Origin of the sequence: Helicobacter trogontum (assembly GCF_000765905.2) — a bacterium.
In the GTDB taxonomy this organism is placed as follows: Bacteria; Campylobacterota; Campylobacteria; order Campylobacterales; family Helicobacteraceae; genus Helicobacter_A; species Helicobacter_A trogontum.
Window position 1 is genome coordinate 1 of record NZ_JRPL02000030.1, and the last position, 18,594, is coordinate 18,594.

Genomic DNA, 18,594 nt, shown 5'->3' on the forward strand with positions numbered 1-18,594 from the left:
GTCTTTCTTGAGTGTGTATTATAGATATTGTATAGTATAAATATAGATTGAATATAAGAATATAATCTAGTAATGGCAAATATTAATGTGTATTGTTGTATGTGGGTAAATCCATGTAATGGCATAATAGGTCTTTATGATTATATATAGTATTGTTGCTATACGCACAAGCAATTCCCCAACCTAGCATATACACTATGTACACTCCTGCCATAAACTATGCTACATGAATACAAATACCTCCTCTCCCTACTTTTTATAATTATACACCCTCCTCGCTAAGAAAATAGATTTTTTAGTAGGACACAATAGACAAGTTCTATCCTAATTCGGTATGCAACCAAAATTATGGTATGCGACATAGAGATACACAAAAATTATTTCTATGATTTATGAAACACAATGCTTAATAATCACAGCAGCTCTTCTTAATATTAAGCACCATATCTCTCATGGAACATGCAAGAAAGCAATGTGCATAAATTACTAAAACTCGTAAAACCATGTTATAAAACAAAATACACCCTATAAAAACATATTCAATCACAAACACACAAGCAAAGATGAATTAATGCTATGGTTTTCGTATGTCTTTAACATAACTGCATTAAACAAAAGATAGTTATTCTCCTTTTATATTCATAAAACCTTTGTTTATATTGGCAGTTATAGTTTAAAAGTGAGCTTTGTAACTTTAAAATACTAGCCATTTATCAACTACCTTACTTATTAGTTTTTTAAATATTTATATTTAGTTATATAAAACACTTAAAAAAGAGTAGCATGTAAGAAGTAATGCTTTTATGTTTTAATTTTTATATTACTTTAATATAGCATTACTCAATATTGCTCAATCAAAGTTTAAATGCTTAAACTAGCTAGAAAGCTAAACCTAGTTTTGATTATAATAAGGCAACCACAGAAGTATTTCTAGATTCACTCATACATACATGTAGATATACTTAAGCTTTTAATGTGTCTAAATCTTTTTATTTTTTAATCCTTAAACACTCTTTTTAACCTTAACAAACAATACAAATATAAAGATTAAAAGTAATTAAAGTATTTTATATATTCAGTTTTTTAATGCTAAGATAGATTTTACAGCATAGATTTGTAATGACAGCAGTAAATAAAAAACATAGCTAAAAAATAATTAAAAGTAGATAAAAGACAAAGTAAAAAGACTACAATAAATTCACACCTCAATAATTAGCATAGTTATGAGATAGCATGATGAGAATCTTTGATTATTATTTATGTGATAAGTAAGGAGGTTTATATATTATTCACATGAAAAGCAGAAATCTTCATATATGCTTTATTATAGCATAACATGAGTTTTTATGTATTCCTCATATATATAACACAATGAAGAAACTCCTACATAGTGTTCCTATGTCTCTTTTATATATAAATATCTAAAAGCTGTGCTAAGATTTTCTTACGTTCTTTGTAATACTTTTGAAAATTACATAATGTAATACAATACCTAAAAAGAATTATCTTAAAGTCTCATAATTCCTTAAGCAGTAAAAAATGCTAAAAGAAATCAATATAAGTATATATATAAAGTTTATTTAAATGTGTTTTACATTCCCTACATAATAACAACATATATAAAGATTATTTGAATGCATAACACCAATACATCTAAAAAAACTATTTTAAGAAGTATTTACATTTTTATATAAATAAGATATATAAACGCTTAGTCCAAAATCTAATATATTTAAAAAGAAACATTTAAGGGTTTTTTATTGCGAAGGTGTTTGTAAATGTGGGTTTAGGAGGCTACAAACACTCAAATAAGATAATATTTACAACCCATGTAATTATGGTTTATAATTACATTGTAGAAATGAAGCAAGAAGGAATTACTAATGGATTTTTTAGAATCGCTTAATACCGCACAAAGAGAAGCTGCTACGCATGTCGATAACGCCTTGCTTATACTTGCTGGTGCTGGAAGCGGTAAAACTAAAACTTTGACAACACGACTTGCCTACCTCTTAAGCATTGGTATTCCTCCACAAAATACTTTGACACTAACCTTTACAAATAAGGCAGCACGGGAAATGAGGGAACGAGCATTAAGACTTATAATATCAGCAAATATCCCTGTAACACATGCACCCCTACTTTGTACCTTTCATAAGTTTGGGCTACTTTTTTTACAGCGACACATACATCTATTATCCCGTCAATCCCTTTTCAATGTGATAGATGAGGATGATAAGCGTAAAATACTACGAAATCTAAAGAAAAATAATAAAAATATTGCAAAAGAACTAACACCTTCTATGCTTTCAGAGTCTATATCCTACTACAAAAATAATGCTGTATTGCCAAGCGTTGCAAAGCAAAGTGTAAGTGCAATAGATATGGAAATTGCAGTGATTTATCAAGACTACGAGACATATTTATGTGCCAATAATCTCGTGGACTTTGATGATTTATTGCTACTACCCTATAGAATCTTATATGAAAACGAAGCCTTATGTACACAAATGAGCAACAAATATCAATACATCATGGTCGATGAATATCAAGACACTAATAACTTACAGGTAAGTCTATTAAAGCTTCTATGTGCAGAACATGAAAATATTTGCGTGGTGGGTGATGATGATCAAAGCATTTATAGTTGGCGTGGTGCAAACATAGAAAACATCTTAGACTTTGATACCCAATTTAAAAACACAAAGATTATAAAACTGGAACAAAATTACCGAAGCACAGAGCAAATCCTAACAATTGCAAACAACCTTATAGCACACAATGCAACTAGACACAATAAAATTTTAAAAGCAACAAAGCCAAATGGTAAGCAAGTCCAGTATATAAAAAGCCATAACGACAAATTCGAAATGAAACAAATCGTCGATGCAATACAAACGCTTGTCGCCGATGGGGAGAGCTATAATGATATTGCAATTTTATTCCGTTTGAATGCACTAGCAAGAAATGTCGAAGAATGTTTAAATCGTGCCAAGATTCCATTTAAAATGATTGGCACTATACGTTTTTATGATCGACAAGAGATCAAGGATGTACTTGCGTATTTACGTTTAGCGTTAAATCTAGATGATGATTTTTCTCTAGAACGCATCATTAATCGACCAAAACGAAGCATTGGTGAAAAGACATTTGCAGATATTATTGCAGCAAGCATGCATTATGCGAGTATATATGCCGCATGGAAACAAGGAGCGTTATCATCATTAAAATGCTATGCAAAGTTAAATAGTTTTTTCACACTAATGGAATCTCTAAAGGAATGCTTGCAACTTCACCTCGAAGACATACCTCAGTTCTTCAAAACAAGAATAAAGCTTTATGCAGATGACTTGCCAACAAAAGATTCTGAAAACAATGAGGAACGCAGAAAAAATATGGATGAATTATTTACTTCTTTGCTAGACTTTATAGAAGAGTGCAAAAAAAACGGAGACTACTCTAGCAACGAGGAAATACTGCAAACATTCCTCAATGATATAACATTAAGTTCTAATAGCGACGTAGAGGATTATCACAGTGTACTTTGTATGAGTGTGCATAACAGTAAGGGGCTAGAGTTTAAACATGTTTTTGTCATTGGAATGGAACAAGGCTTATTTCCTTTAGAAGCAAATCCAGATTCTACTGATGTAAATATACGAAGTCTTGATGAAGAACGAAGGCTGGCATATGTAGCCTTCACCCGTGCAAAAGAAACACTTACAATAAGCTATGCAAAAGAAAGAATGTATCATGGTAAATACAGATATTTTGAACCATCACAATTTTTAGTAGAATCTGGTTTGGTTTCACGACTAAATGCTAAGCTCAATGACAATGAAATGAGTGAAAATGAGGGGAGCTGTGCTGTAGGCTTAAAACGTGGAGATTGTGTCCAGCATAAAATCTTTGGCTTTGGTCGAGTAGAATCTATACATGAGCTAGGAAACGACTCAAGTGCAATGGTAAACTTTGGTGGCACAAAGCGACGTATTCGCACATCATTTCTCACAAAGCTATAGGAGATAAATTGTGTTAAGGTTACTCATTAGATAACATAATATTTGCACACACTATAGAATCTAAACATGCGGCTCTTGTACATTATAATTTAACACAAAATTTTATAAAAAACCGATTTTTATCTGCTTATAAGGTTTGCAAGAACAGCTATTTATTTTTTATCTTAACTCATAGCTTTTTATGGTTTTATCTTCAATTTATGCGTTTTTTGAGCTTTTAGTATTGTAACTTGGCTAGAAATTTGCTACAATTACAACCTAGTTTTTAGGATACAATCACAGGGTACCAAACAAACGAGTAAAAAGGGAAAAATATGGAAATTATGCCAAATCCACAGGTCATGCTTGTCGTGTTTATAGTGTTCATGATTACGATGCTTATGCTTAATAAATTTGTATTCCAACCACTTTTTACCTACATGGATCAGAGAGAACAAAAGGTTACAAACGACTTGCAACTTGTAACACGTGAAGATAATGAGTTGCAACGCATCGAGAATGAAATCCATGAAGTTCTATCCAATGCAAAAGCACAGGCTTTCGCAGCCAAAGAAGAGCAAATTGAAGAGGCAAAAAAAAGTGCAAATGCAAAGATAGGACGCATACAAAATGAGAACCGGGAAAAAATGGATGCGTTCATGGCTAAATTGCAAGAAAATCGGGATTCTATAAAAAATGATTTACGCACAAATATTGGCGATATAGAATCTTTACTTACTACAAAAATTAGACATATTTAAGAATCTCGGCGTTAAAAAGGATGGTTATGCGATATATATATATGACCCTTACATGCTTCGTGTTGTGTGGTGTATCATATGCAAGCGGTGAAGCCCATGTAATGGATATTTCAAAAACTGACATTATAGAAAGACTGATAAACTTCGTTATTTTCGTGGCATTGATGTGGTATCTACTTTCAGATAAACTAAAAGCCATATTACAGGAGCGCACAAAAAGTATAGCAAACAGATTATCACAAACACAAGAAAAAGTAAATGAAATACGAGCAAAGAAAGAAAAAGCACAACAGCGATTAAAAGAGGCAAAAGAACAAGCCGCCGAAATAATCTCTACTGCCAAAAAAGAAGCAAATGCTTCCGTATTGCGCATAGAGGAAAAAACAAAAGAGCAAATTGCAAACTTATTGAAAGCCAACGAAGAAGCGATGGAATTTCAAGAGAAAATATTGCAAAAACAACTTGTTGCAGAGATTTTGCAAGAAGCATTCGTAAGTCCTGCTTTGACTCTTGAGACTAGAGATTATGTTGAAATCTTAGAAAAGAAGGTGGTGTAAATGCAGGAACATGTTGTAGCAAAAAAATACGCTAGAGCATTAGCTAGTGTTTGTGATACTGACAATATCACACAAGCGCATGACGTATATGCAAAAATAAACAGAATGTTTGCTATCCCTAAATTTGAAAGCATTGTTTCTTCGCCGATTATCAACAATGCAAGCAAATTAGAATTTTTAAAGTCTGTTGTTGATATTACGACAAATGCCCATGCCCAAAAGCTGCTAGAAATTCTTGTTAGAAATGATCGAATTTGTTTGTTGCCTTTTGTGGAACTTGAACTTAAAAAAATCATTGATAAGCGCCTTAACGCTTATCAGGCTGTACTTCATGTCAAGCAGGAGCTAAGTGAAGCTTCGCTGCTTAACATACAAGAAAAACTGGGTAGAAAATTGGGTACAACACTAAAGATTGCCCAGCACATTGATCCCACCCTAGATGGCATTAAACTTGAAGTTGCGGAATTGGGTATTGAAGTTGCATTCTTAAAACACAGGTTCACACAAGAACTACAAGATTTTATCTTAAAAGCAATCTAACAGAAGGAGACACATGGTTACCACAAAATTAAAACCCGAAGAAATAAGCTCTATTATTCGAGAAAAAATTGAGCAATTTGACCTACAGATCGATATTAGCCAAGTTGGCAAAGTTACAAGTTATGCTGATGGAGTTGCCAAAGTATATGGATTAAATGATGTTATGTCATATGAGATGGTTGAATTTGATACTGGTGAAAGAGGATTGGCATTCAACCTTGAAGAAGGTAGTGTTGGTGTTGTTGTGCTTGGTAATGGGAAAGGTATTAAAGAGGGAACAACTGTTAAGCGATTAAATCGACTTATGAAGATTCCAGTTGGAGAAGGTGTTATAGGGCGCGTTGTAAATACAGTTGGCGAACCACTCGATGGTAAAGGTGCTATAGAATCTAGCGAATACAGATTTATCGAACAAAAAGCACCAGGTATTATGCAACGAAAGAGTGTGCATGAGCCATTGCAGACAGGTATTAAAGCTATTGATGCGCTTGTTCCTATCGGTAGAGGACAAAGGGAGCTTATCATTGGCGATAGACAAACAGGAAAAACTACTGTTGCCATAGACACAATTATCAACCAAAAGGGACAAGGTGTTTATTGTATTTACGTTGCTATAGGGCAAAAAGAATCTACTGTAGCCCAAGTTGTACGTAAGCTTGAAGAACATGGTGCTATGGAGTATACAGTTGTAGTTAATGCTTCTGCAAGTTCAAGTGCAGCGATGCAGTACCTTGCGCCTTACTCTGGTGTTACAATTGGTGAATTTTTCAGAGACAATGGCAAACATGCACTTATTATTTATGATGACTTGACAAAACATGCTGTCGCATATCGCGAAATGAGTCTTATTCTAAGAAGACCTCCAGGAAGAGAGGCTTTCCCAGGCGATGTTTTCTATATTCATTCTCGTCTGCTTGAACGTGCTGCTAAGTTAAGTGATGAACTTGGTGCTGGTTCTTTAACTGCATTGCCTATCATTGAAACACAAGCGGGCGATGTTTCAGCATACATCCCAACCAATGTTATTTCAATCACAGATGGACAGATATTTCTTGAAACAGACCTATTCAACTCTGGTATCCGTCCTGCAATCAATGTTGGTTTATCTGTGTCTCGTGTTGGTGGTGCTGCACAAATCAAGGCAACAAAGCAAGTTGCTGGGACATTGCGACTTGATCTTGCTCAGTTTAGAGAACTACAAGCGTTCGCACAATTTGCTTCCGACCTCGATGAAACAAGTAGGAGACAACTTGAAAGAGGACAAAAGATGGTAGAAGTTCTAAAGCAGGGGCCATATAGCCCATTGCCTATTGAACGACAAGTAACTATCATTTATGCTGGTGCAAAAGGATTTTTAGATGATGTGCCTACAAGCAAAGTTGTAGAATTTGAGCAACAGCTCTACCCATTCATTGAAGCAAAATATCCAAATATTTTTGAAGATATAAGCTCCAAAAAAGCGTTAGATAAAGAAGTTGAATCTTTACTTAATACAGCATTGAGTGAGTTTAGAACGAATTTTGCAATTTAATTAAGGCATACTATGGCGAATGGATTGAAAGAGATTAGGAAGAAAATATCAAGCGTAAATAATACCAAAAAAACCACGCGTGCTATGAAATTGGTTTCAACCTCAAAGCTCAAAAAAGCTGAAGAAATGGCAAGAAGGGCTAGAGTGTTTGCAGATAAGCTAAATGAGGTTTTTTACGATATGATGTTACGTATCAAACGAAGTGGTTTGACAAATATTGACAGCAAATTCTTTAATAATACGGATTCTCATGATGTAAAGGTTGTAGATATTGTCTTTGTCACTGCAGATAAGGGTCTATGTGGTGGCTTTAATAGCATTACCATGAAAGAAGTTTTGCGCTTAAAAGATGAGTATGAAAAGAAAAAAATACAAGTGAGATTTCGTTGCATTGGTAAAAAGGGGTATGCGTTCTTTGCATTCAACAATATTCCATTGGAAGATAGCGTAGCAGATTTGAGTGCTTCACCAGATTATGAAAAATCAAGCAACTTTATTGGTGCCGTTGTTGATGATTTTTTAGCAGGCAAAACAGATGAAGTTATTATAGTGCATAATGGGTTTAAAAATCTGATCTCGCAAGAGCTAAAAAGTGTGAAAATTTTACCACTTATACCCAGTCAAGATACTCTAGAACACAATAATGGGATGTCTAGCGTTTTAAATATTTCCCCTGAAGATGAGGAGAATGTTATTTTAGATGAGTTGGCGAAAAAATACGTTGAGTATAATATGTATTATGCACTTGTTGATTCTCTAGCAGCAGAACATAGTGCAAGAATGCAGGCAATGGATGCAGCCACAAATAACGCTACAGAATTGGTAAAGACACTTACTATTTCCTACAATAAGGCACGGCAGGAAGCAATTACAACAGAATTAGTTGAGATTAATGCTGGCGTAGAAGCCATGAAGTAAATATATGAAAGGAGCTTTGAGCATGAATAAAATAGGTAAAATCACGCAGGTTATGGGACCTGTTGTTGATGTTGAGTTTGAAAATTATTTGCCAGAAATAAATGAAGCACTTGATGTGAATTACAAGTTCGATACAGAAGAAAAACAACTCGTGTTAGAAGTAGCCGCACACTTAGGCGACAATGTTGTAAGAACTATTGCCATGGATATGACAGAAGGGCTTACTCGAGGGCAAGAAGTTAAGGCACGTGGTGCAATGATTGAGGTCCCAGTTGGCGAAGAGGTGTTGGGTCGAATCTTCAATGTCGTTGGCGAGGTTGTTGATGGTGGTGAGCCAGTTCAAGCAACAACAAAATGGCCTATCCATAGGGAGTCTCCAAGTTTTGATAATCAAAGCACAAAGACAGAAATGTTTGAGACAGGTATTAAGGTTGTTGACTTACTTGCCCCATATTCAAAAGGCGGAAAAGTTGGATTATTCGGTGGTGCTGGTGTTGGTAAAACTGTTGTTATTATGGAGCTTATACATAATGTTGCATATAAGCACAGCGGTTATTCAGTATTTGCTGGTGTTGGTGAGCGCACAAGAGAAGGAAATGACCTTTATCATGAAATGAAAGAAAGTGGTGTTGTAGATAAAGTTGCACTTTGCTATGGACAAATGAATGAGCCACCAGGCGCAAGAAATAGGATTGCTTTTACAGGTCTGACAATGGCAGAGTATTTCAGAGATGAAAAAGGTCTTGACGTATTGATGTTTATCGACAATATCTTCCGCTATGCACAGTCTGGTGCTGAAATGTCGGCACTTTTAGGTAGGATTCCATCTGCGGTTGGTTATCAACCTACGCTTGCAAGTGAGATGGGTAAGTTGCAAGAGCGTATTACTTCGACAAAAAAGGGCTCTATCACTTCTGTACAAGCTGTTTATGTGCCAGCAGATGACCTTACTGACCCAGCACCTGCATCTGTTTTCTCTCACCTTGATGCCAAAACAGTTCTCAATAGGAAAATTGCTGAAAAAGGTATCTATCCTGCTGTAGATCCACTCGATTCTAGCTCTAGAATCCTTGATCCCCAAGTAGTCGGTGAAGAACACTATAAGATTGCCACAGGTATTCAGCAAGTATTGCAAAAATATAAAGATTTACAAGATATTATTGCATTGCTTGGTATGGATGAGCTCTCAGAAGAGGACAAACGTACGGTAGAAAGGGCAAGAAAAATCGAGAAATTCTTATCTCAACCATTCTTTGTTGCCGAAGTATTTACGGGTAGTCCAGGAAAATATGTAAGCTTACAGGAAACCCTCGAGGGCTTCAAAGGTATTTTGGAAGGTAAATATGACCATATACCAGAGAATGCATTCTATATGGTTGGCAATATCCAAGAAGTGCTTCAAAAAGCAGAGGATATGAAACAAGCAAAATAACAAGGAGCACTCATGCAAGATTTTCAACTCGATATTGTTACTCCTTATGGTGAGATTTTTAATGGAAGAGTGAGCTCTGTCTATTTACCAGGCAAAGAGGGTGAATTTGGGGTTTTGCCTGGCCATTGTGATATGTTAGCACTTTTACAAACTGGTGTGATTGACATTCGTTCAGAATCAGGTCATGACCTTGTTGCTATAAATTGGGGACACGCTTCCATAAGCAACAACAAAGTGAGTGTGTTGGCTGATGGTGCTGTATGTGTTCGTGGTGGTGATAGCAAGTTGTCAAAAGCACTAGAGCAGGCCAAGAAATTGCTTCAGGAGGCCTCAAGCGATACTTCTATGATCGCTGGTGCATTGCGTAAGCTTGAAGAAACAAGATAATGTAAAGAGAGTTAACAGCAATTTTCAAATATTGCAATAATATAATGCACGTAGCTGGCAGGGCTACTTTTCTTACCTATTCTATTAATTTCTCCTTATTCGTAACCCTTGGCGTTAGATCTTCGTACATTTATGGTCCATAACGTTTTTACACCATAAAACATAAAAAATCATTAATTAACATCACACTTATTGCAAAATGGTACCATATTGCTTAATTTGCATTTACTCTTTTGCCAGGGCGATTATGCTCATACATATTTTATCTTCAAATATAGCATTGAGACACATACAGCTTTTCTCATATATCATCTCTATAAATTTTTAAAGCCTACAGACATAATATTGAGATTATAATGCCTGACACGCTAATAAATTGAGGGCTTATATTTTCACATCCATCTTGTAAGTTCTTGTGATATGAGTAAGAATCAATTACTAGCTCTTTGTAATTCTAATCCACTTTTTCACTTCTTTATACCCTATTTTATCTTTCTGTTTATCTATTGCTCTAAATGATTATAGCTATTACAAATTCTTATTATTAAAAATTTATAATAACGCAATTAATATGTATTTATGAAAAAGGGGTGATCTCCTCCTAGTCATCTATCTATTACACAGTATACTAATCCATTTACTTGAAAAATTACAATATCCTTATACTCAAAAGTAATTATACTTATCTGTAAGTTCTCCACCATTATAATCTCACAAAGGAAAAATTATAAACTTATTTTATATTTATGTGTTAAATTACTCTAATTATTATCGAAGCAAAACAAAATCTTAGAAGTTCCTCTCTTAAAGCAGAGAAATTTCATGCCCCAACACTACTATTTTAACCTATGACTACAATATAATCTCTCTACCACAGATTCTTGCCTACAAACAATAATCAGCAAAACCCATCGGTATAACAACATAATTTCAGACTAAGCCTGTCTAATCAAGGTTAAACATTAACATTTTCTACATAATGAATGTATACATCAAAAGATTTGCTTAAAATTGTAGAATCTAGTGAGAATTTGCTGCGTTACAATAAAACTATTAACTAGCGGAAGTTATATGACATATCCCAATCCTCACACACCTGAAATAGAAATCCAACATGCAAGAATCTAAGACAAAAAAGACAAACCACAATGTATATGGAAAGATATCCTCCATATACATATGGCTTGTAAAACAAAATAAAATAAAAAAATTTATCTCTTTGAGAATTGTGGGCTTCTTCTAGCCTTACGCTTACCATACTTTTTACGCTCTACCACTCTTGCATCGCGTGTAAGCAATCCAGCACTCTTGAGCTCCTTGCGGAATGCATCTCTATCGAAATTATTCAAAGCCTTTGCAATACCACTGCGCAATGCTTCAGCTTGAGCAGAATAGCCACCACCAAGTGTAATGGCATAAATATCCACTGATTTATCCTGCTTTGTAAGCACAAGTGGTTGCATGACCTTCATTTTAATAGAATCATGCCCACCAAGCCATTCATCTAATCCCATATCATTAATTGTAAGTTTACCTGTCCCACTGCTCAACCATACTTTCGCAATCGCAGTTTTTCTTTTTCCTGTTGCATAAACCTTGCTCATCATATTCCTTTATTATGCTTTTTTAGAATCAGCCACTTGAGCTGTATGTGGATGTGTAGCACTTGAATACACTTTTAACTTTTTAATCATAGCGCGACCAAGACGTGTCTTTGGCAACATGCCTCTTACCGCGAGTCTGTAAAGCTTCTCTGGTTGCTTTTCAAGCATTTCTGCCAAAGTCTTGGACTTTGTACTACCAAAATAACCTGAATGCGTAAAATATTTTTTATCATCAAGTTTATTCGCACCATTAAATTGGACATCTTTTGCATTAATGATAACAACAAAATCGCCACAATCCGAATGTGGCGTATAACTTGCTTTATGTTTACCTCTTAGTAGCGTTGCTGCTTCAGCAATCAATCTACCAAATACCTTGCCTTTTGCATCAAGGACAATCCAATCTCTTTGGATTTCCCCCTGCTTTGGTGTTTTAGTTAGTTCCATGATTCGCCCTTAAAACATATAAAATATTGTTTAGAAACAGAATTCTAGTCATCATTTACTTAAATATAGCTTAATTTAAGTTATATTTAATATTTATTCTCGTGAGTATAGCCTAATATTATGGGGCAATATGACTATTTCTATAAATCAATTTACACATAAATTAGTTGTCAAGATATAAATATGCAGTTTTGTAACATGTGTATATTTGCAATATCCATAATACATAATGTGCTAGAAAAATGTTTGAAAAAAAGATACAATGTAATCAATCTAGGGGTGTTACTGTGCGACTTAATACAGAATTCATGTTGCACAAATATAGCATTGCTAGACTTATAAGCTTTAATTTATAGAAAGGACTAACATGAGTAAAAACACAGTAACACTCACAAATAATGAGACTAATGAAAGCTTCGAGTTTGATTTGATCAATTGCACAAGGGGTCCAAAGGCAATTAATTTTAGCAAACTGCATGAAACAGCGGGACTTTTCTCTTATGATCCTGGATATGGGAGTACAGCAGGTTGTGAATCTACTATTAGTTATGTTGATGGTAAAGAGGGGGCATTGCTTTACAAGGGTATTCCCATTCAAGACTTGGTGGCAAAATATAGCTTTACAGATGTGTGTCGTTTGCTAATCACTGAAGAGGGTTTACCAAAAAATAAAGAAGAATCAGAAGCTTTTGATCTTGAATTAAGACATAGGGGTTTTTTACATGAGCGACTAAAATCTGTCTTTACAGCATTTCCAGACAAAGCACACCCCATGGCTACACTATCTGCACTTGTAAGTGTTTTGGCAACACTTTATTATGATCACAAGGAGATGGATGACGAAGATGACTATCAGATGATGGCGAGACGTATCATCGCAAAAACAGCTACAATGGTGGCTTTTTGCTATCGTCATAGCGTTGGAGCACCTTTTATTGAGCCAGATATTTCCAAAAGTTATGTAGAGAACTTTTTATATATGTTGCGAGCCTACCCGCATGGCAGATTCAAACATACACTAAAAGGGGAAGACAGCATAGACGCAGTAGAAATTGAAGCGCTTGATAAAATTTTAACACTACACGCAGAACATGGGCAAAATGCCTCCACCACAACCGTGCGAAATGTGGCTTCGACAGGTGTTCACCCTTATGCGGCAATTTCTTCAGGTATTGCAGCACTTTGGGGACCAGCTCATGGCGGAGCAAATGAAGCAGTCTTGCAGCAGTTGCGTGAGATTGGTGATGTTAAAAATGTAGATAAATATGTTGCTAGAGTGAAAGACAAAAACGATCCATTTAGGCTTATGGGCTTTGGGCATCGTGTATATAAAAATTACGATCCACGTGCAAAAACACTAAAGGCACTAAAAGATGATCTAAATAAACGTGGTATCAAAATGGATATGCGTTTAAGCGAAATCGCAGAAAAAGTAGAAGAAGTGGCACTTAGTGACTCTTATTTTATCGAACGCAAACTATATCCAAATGTGGATTTTTATAGTGGTATTATTTTGACAGCATTGAAAATTCCAACAGAGCTTTTCACACCTATATTTGTTTTAGGTAGAATGCCTGGTTGGTGTGCGAATTTAATAGAGCATGTAAAAAATCCATCAGTTCGAATCACTCGTCCAAGACAAGTGTATTTGGGTAAATAATACGACAAGCCTTGTTTTGCTATCTTAGCAATACTTATTAAAAGATAAACACGGGCTACATGCAATATGTGAATCTGTGATTAGTTTAAATCACAGGCGAGTTCACAAGATTTCACAGAAATTTTATTCCTAATCCACTAAACCACCAACCAACCACAACAATACCAAAGTAAATAGATAAATCTCAAGCATTATGAAATCCAAATATACTAAAACATAAAATATTTTGCCGGACATAGTAAATATATACTTTGAGATAAATATTGGGGGAGTTGTCATGCTGGAGGATAAAATTTTTGAGTTAGCACAACGTGTAAAAACACAAAAAGACAATATCAAAACAGAGGAAGCCACAAAGCACAGCTTTGTGCTGCCTTTTCTTAGTGCTCTTGGGTATGATGTGTTTGACAATCATGTGATTGTGCCAGAGTTTATTGCAGATATTGGAACAAAAAAGGCGAAAAGGTTGATTATGCGATCTTAAAAGATGGCAAACCACTTGTGCTTATTGAAGTTAAAAACCATAGAAAAAAATTAAATAATCACAACAACCAATTAGTGCGTTACTTTAACGTTGTGTCTGATGCAAAGTTTGCAATTCTAACAAATGGTATAGAGTATCGTTTTTTTCTCTGATTTAGATAATGGTAACATTATGGATCAATAACCCTTTATGATTTTTCATTTAGAAAACATTAAACAACGCGACTTAAAAAAGCTTGAAAAATTTACAAAAGAGCAGCTTGATATAGATTCTATAGTGCAGTTTGCAAGCATTGCAAAAAGTCATAAACAGATTCAAGAAATTTTCAGACAACAAGTAGAGGATCCAGATGATGATTTTGTAAAGTTCTTTGCAACCAAAATAACAACAAAATGCATGACCGAGAGCATCATCAATGAATATAGAACCTACACTAAAAAAGCCTTGCATGGAATTATCAATGATTTAGCAAATGAGAAAATCCTAGCAGTTAAAAATTCTCTCTCAAAAGATGAAAGGCAAGATGAAGTAGAAACAGATGAGAGTGAGGAAGAAATTGTTGTTACTACAGAAGAAGAACTTCAGGGATTTTATATTGTTAAGTCATTTTTTGCAGAATCTAAAAATTTTGACATCGAAAGAATTACATATAAGGATACTTTTAGCTATTTTGGGATCTTGGCAGATAATAATTTAAGAAAATGGTTTTGTCGGCTACGGTTTAATGGTAGCAAAAAATTTATTACTATTCCTACAACTGAAAAAGATAAGCGTATAGACTTAGAAAACATAAGCGATCTTTATCGACACAAACAAGAGATTCTAGCAGCTTTTACGCTAAAAACAAACGAACCTCTGACATAAAAACTCACTCTTCTCTCATGTTTACACTGGCTATGCATGGATTTTATTACGTAAATATGAGACAATCTCGTGGCAATGCAATATTGCATATTTGATTTTTTTCTGCTTTAATTCTGTATTGCAAAATCCACAAAAAGGCATGTCGTGGTTATATTAGGTAGCACTGGTAGCATAGGCGTAAACGCACAAAAAGTTGCAAGGCAATTTAATGTGACAATTGAAGCACTTGCATGTGGTAGTAATATTACACTCTTGAATAAACAAATTAAAGAGTGTAACCCAAAATTTGTTGCTATTGCTGATGAGAGATATCTTGATATGTTGCAACCACAAGATAGTGTCGTCTTTGTTGGTGAAGAAGGTATTTGCAAAATGCTTGAAGCTTGTGAATCAACAAAGATTCTCAACGCGGTTGTTGGCTATGCTGGTCTTAGCTTTAGTCTTAAAACTATTCAGCTAAAAAAGCAACTTATCCTTGCAAATAAAGAATCCCTAGTTATCGCAGGACATTTGATAAAACAAAATGTTATGCAGTATGCTAAACTCATGGAATCTAATATGTGCAAAGATTCCAATACAACAAACCCCCATTTAAACAACAATGTATCTACAATAAAAATGCAAAGAAATTTTATGCTAGAGCACATCTTCCCTATTGATAGCGAACACTTTAGTCTTTGGTCACTACTTGCCATATTAGACACTAAAGAAAGATCAGATGCTATATATTACAAAGGTTTTAAGAACCTCTATATTACAGCATCTGGCGGTGCATTAAGAGATTTCTCGCTGGACAAAATTTCTCATGCTACATTAAATGATGTATTAAAACACCCAACATGGAATATGGGGCAAAAAATCACAATCGATTCGGCAACACTTGTAAACAAGCTTTATGAAATTTTGGAAGCCTATTGGCTTTTTGATACAAAAAACATTCATGCTTTTATTGAGAGAAGTTCTCTTGTGCATGCTTTCATTGAATCTAGCAACAATGCATTACATGCAAGCATAAGTCATGCAGATATGTGTTTGCCCATTGCCTATGGTATAGATAGATTCCAAGCACAACATACTTTTTGCATAACACCGCTTAGTGTGAATGATTTTGCAAAAATTAACTTTCAAGAAATAGACATAAAGCGTTATCCCTTATGGGCATACAAGGATCTTTTGCTAGAAAACCCACATTTAGGCATAGCCCTAAACTCTAGCAACGAATTGGTCCAAATGTATTTTTTACAAGAAAAAGTGCCATTTTACGCATTAGCAGAAATTAACATGCAAGTATTGGATAAAATGAAAGACATCAAGAGCCCAAATACTTTAGAATCTATCCTTGCATATAGACAAGAGGCGATGGCTTTAAGCAATTTTTTCATAAAAAGCCTAAAACAAAGATAAAAGTTATTAAAGATATGCTACACTCTTAATATCAATTTTATTCTAAGAGGTTTTTCATGGAACAGATAAAGATTTTAAAACAACTTCAGGCCGATTCGCTAGTTTTCTTTACAAAAACGCACAATTATCATTGGAATGTAAGAGGTAAAGATTTTCCACAAGTTCATGCTGCAACAGAAGACATTTATAATCAGTTTGCAAAGATCTTTGATGCCTTAGCAGAGCGGATTATACAACTTGGCGACACTCCATGTGTGACATTAAAAGAAGTGCTTGACAAAGCAAAGATTAAAGAAGAAAGTAAGACTAGCTTTAAATCAAAAGAAATATTAGAATCTGTTTTGGAAGATTATAAATACTTCTTGAAAGGCTTTAAAAAACTTTCAGAGGCGGCTGCTAAGGACAATGATACGACGACGCAAGGACTCGCAGATTCACAAGTAGCACATTTAGAGAAAGCAATTTGGATGCTTAACTCGCAACTTGCATAAGTGGGTTGTATGTGCCTTACTCCATCAACAAGCAAACTTTCACAATGCAACAAGGTATCGCTGAAGATGTTACAAGAACAGATGATTCTGATATGCGTATATCAAATGATGAAAAGGAAGAGCTTGTAACCTTTGATGAAAAAAAAGAGGGGATAGGGAAATTAAGTCTTTTCATGGCGTTTTTCATTCTGCTTGTTATCATGGGTATTTTTGTCCCAAAGATTTTTATTTCTAACAATATTTATTATATAAGCCGTGATATCGCAAGGCTAAATGCTGAAAAAGAGCTGTTATATGAGGAAAGATTGCGATTAAAAAGGGAAATAGAAATTATCAACAATAAACACTTAATGCTAGAATTGGGGGCAAATTAATGCAAGATATATTTGTATTTGGTGGTGGTGCTTGGGGGCTTGCGTTAGCATTTGCATTCAGTCAGAAAAATCGTGTTTTCATATTATCACGAAGAAAACTTAATCTTATACGATATGACACTAGTATGACTCAAGATTCTAGCATTACACCCTATCAACTCGAATATGATGATTTTTTATCATGCTATAAAAATTCTAACAATCCGCTTTGTGTGATTGCCATTGCGAGTGCTTTTTTACGTGATTTTATGGAAAAAGCAAATTTTTTATCATCTGTGCGTCATGACATGCAAGTGCTTGTCGCAAGTAAGGGTATAGAGCAAGGAAGTGGTGCATTTGTTAATGAAATCTTAGAACAATATTTTAGAGCCGATTCCATGTGTTATCTTGCTGGACCTAGCTTTGCTAAAGAAGTTATGAAAGGGCTACCTTGTGCATTAGTAATACACTCAAGCAATGAAAATCTAAGCAAAAGATATGCACAATGTTTTCCTGATTTCATTAAAACTTATGTGCAAAATGACGTCATAGGCGCTGAAATTGCTGGAGCATATAAAAATGTTATCGCCATTGCTGGTGGGATTTGCGATGGCTTAGAGCTTGGAAATAATGCTAAGGCGTCATTACTATCACGCGGACTTGTTGAGATGGCACGTTTTGGTGCATTTTTTGGTGCAAAACAAGAAACTTTTTTAGGGTTGTCTGGTAGCGGAGATTTATTTCTTACCTCAAATTCCACTATGTCAAGGAACTATCGTGTAGGGTTTGGACTTGCTAACAATAAATCTTTAGAACAGATACTAAATGAGTTGGGTGAAGTAGCAGAAGGTGTATATAGTGCCAAATCAATCGTTCAAATTAGCAAGAAACATAACCTCTACACGCCAATAGCTTTTGAAGTGCAAGCTATTTTAGAAGGCGGATCAGTGCAGTCTGGATTAAAAAACTTGCTCTCAAATAAACGAAAGTAGTTTTATCCTGCTATACTTTTTTAGGCAATATATGATTAAAACAAAAATAGAAGAGATTAAGCCTTGGCAACACTAACATCACAAAACAGAATAATACCTTAAGACATAAACTCACACAAAACACAACATTATATATAACCCAAATTTGCTATAATACAAAGATGTATC

The 18,594-nt window shown here is 34.7% G+C and carries 18 protein-coding genes; 16 read left to right on the forward strand and 2 right to left on the reverse strand.

All coding sequences use genetic code 11. The features are described from left to right. Positions 1–1,883 precede the first annotated feature (1,883 nt). The 8 genes from LS81_RS09245 to atpC all read left to right on the forward strand — a co-directional run bounded on the left by LS81_RS09245 (position 1,884) and on the right by atpC (position 10,127). Entirely contained in the window at positions 1,884–4,022 is a 2,139-nt protein-coding gene (locus LS81_RS09245) for an ATP-dependent helicase (RefSeq protein WP_034347764.1), read from the forward strand. A 314-nt stretch (positions 4,023–4,336) separates the two neighbouring features. After that, positions 4,337–4,762 carry a F0F1 ATP synthase subunit B family protein gene (locus LS81_RS09250; RefSeq protein ID WP_034347763.1) on the forward strand — a complete coding sequence of 142 codons (426 nt, stop codon included), beginning with the start codon at positions 4,337–4,339 and terminating at the stop codon, positions 4,760–4,762. 26 nt (positions 4,763–4,788) lie between these two features. Beyond that, positions 4,789–5,319: a F0F1 ATP synthase subunit B family protein gene (locus LS81_RS09255; RefSeq protein ID WP_034347762.1), complete on the forward strand. Its 531-nt coding sequence runs from the start codon at positions 4,789–4,791 to the stop codon at positions 5,317–5,319. Then, positions 5,320–5,859 (forward strand): F0F1 ATP synthase subunit delta, encoded by a 540-nt coding sequence (locus LS81_RS09260; RefSeq protein WP_034347761.1) that lies wholly within the window; start codon positions 5,320–5,322, stop codon positions 5,857–5,859. 13 nt (positions 5,860–5,872) lie between these two features. Then, positions 5,873–7,390, forward strand: coding sequence for a F0F1 ATP synthase subunit alpha (atpA, locus tag LS81_RS09265; RefSeq protein WP_034347760.1), 1,518 nt, complete (start codon positions 5,873–5,875; stop codon positions 7,388–7,390). Between the two features lie 12 nt (positions 7,391–7,402). Continuing rightward, complete coding sequence (gene atpG / locus LS81_RS09270; RefSeq protein WP_034347759.1) at positions 7,403–8,308, forward strand: ATP synthase F1 subunit gamma; 906 nt, start codon at positions 7,403–7,405, stop codon at positions 8,306–8,308. A gap of 22 nt (positions 8,309–8,330) precedes the next feature. Then, entirely contained in the window at positions 8,331–9,740 is a 1,410-nt protein-coding gene (gene atpD, locus LS81_RS09275) for a F0F1 ATP synthase subunit beta (RefSeq protein ID WP_034347758.1), read from the forward strand. Between the two features lie 12 nt (positions 9,741–9,752). Next, positions 9,753–10,127 carry an ATP synthase F1 subunit epsilon gene (gene atpC / locus LS81_RS09280; protein WP_034347757.1) on the forward strand — a complete coding sequence of 125 codons (375 nt, stop codon included), beginning with the start codon at positions 9,753–9,755 and terminating at the stop codon, positions 10,125–10,127. A 1,211-nt stretch (positions 10,128–11,338) separates the two neighbouring features. Here the strand turns inward: atpC and rpsI are convergent. Both rpsI and rplM read right to left on the reverse strand, forming a co-directional pair. Next, entirely contained in the window at positions 11,339–11,731 is a 393-nt protein-coding gene (gene rpsI, locus LS81_RS09285) for a 30S ribosomal protein S9 (protein ID WP_034347756.1), read from the reverse strand. A 12-nt stretch (positions 11,732–11,743) separates the two neighbouring features. Then, on the reverse strand, positions 11,744–12,178 hold the full coding sequence (gene rplM / locus LS81_RS09290; protein ID WP_034347755.1) for a 50S ribosomal protein L13: 435 nt from the start codon (positions 12,176–12,178) through the stop codon (positions 11,744–11,746). 367 nt (positions 12,179–12,545) lie between these two features. On the opposite strand from rplM, the gene LS81_RS09295 reads away from it, so the two are divergent. The 8 genes from LS81_RS09295 to LS81_RS09320 all read left to right on the forward strand — a co-directional run bounded on the left by LS81_RS09295 (position 12,546) and on the right by LS81_RS09320 (position 18,426). Then, complete coding sequence (locus LS81_RS09295; RefSeq protein WP_034347754.1) at positions 12,546–13,838, forward strand: citrate synthase; 1,293 nt, start codon at positions 12,546–12,548, stop codon at positions 13,836–13,838. A gap of 277 nt (positions 13,839–14,115) precedes the next feature. Beyond that, the gene (locus tag LS81_RS12075; protein WP_233715362.1) at positions 14,116–14,322 is read left to right on the forward strand and encodes a hypothetical protein; all 207 of its coding nucleotides are present in this window, start codon (positions 14,116–14,118) and stop codon (positions 14,320–14,322) included. Positions 14,323–14,339: 17 nt separating this feature from the next. Beyond that, positions 14,340–14,474 (forward strand): type I restriction enzyme HsdR N-terminal domain-containing protein, encoded by a 135-nt coding sequence (locus LS81_RS12080; RefSeq protein ID WP_233715944.1) that lies wholly within the window; start codon positions 14,340–14,342, stop codon positions 14,472–14,474. 37 nt (positions 14,475–14,511) lie between these two features. Further along, the gene (locus tag LS81_RS12085) at positions 14,512–15,186 is read left to right on the forward strand and encodes a hypothetical protein (protein ID WP_233715943.1); all 675 of its coding nucleotides are present in this window, start codon (positions 14,512–14,514) and stop codon (positions 15,184–15,186) included. Between the two features lie 144 nt (positions 15,187–15,330). Next, positions 15,331–16,590: a 1-deoxy-D-xylulose-5-phosphate reductoisomerase gene (locus LS81_RS09305; RefSeq protein ID WP_034347753.1), complete on the forward strand. Its 1,260-nt coding sequence runs from the start codon at positions 15,331–15,333 to the stop codon at positions 16,588–16,590. Between the two features lie 56 nt (positions 16,591–16,646). Then, a complete protein-coding gene (locus tag LS81_RS09310) occupies positions 16,647–17,081 on the forward strand; it encodes a Dps family protein (protein ID WP_034347752.1) in 435 nt (144 codons plus the stop codon). A 44-nt stretch (positions 17,082–17,125) separates the two neighbouring features. After that, on the forward strand, positions 17,126–17,455 hold the full coding sequence (locus LS81_RS09315) for a hypothetical protein (protein ID WP_237022222.1): 330 nt from the start codon (positions 17,126–17,128) through the stop codon (positions 17,453–17,455). Further along, complete coding sequence (locus tag LS81_RS09320; protein ID WP_034347750.1) at positions 17,455–18,426, forward strand: NAD(P)H-dependent glycerol-3-phosphate dehydrogenase; 972 nt, start codon at positions 17,455–17,457, stop codon at positions 18,424–18,426. The genes LS81_RS09315 and LS81_RS09320 overlap by 1 nt, the downstream gene beginning before the upstream one ends. Positions 18,427–18,594: the final 168 nt, after the last annotated feature.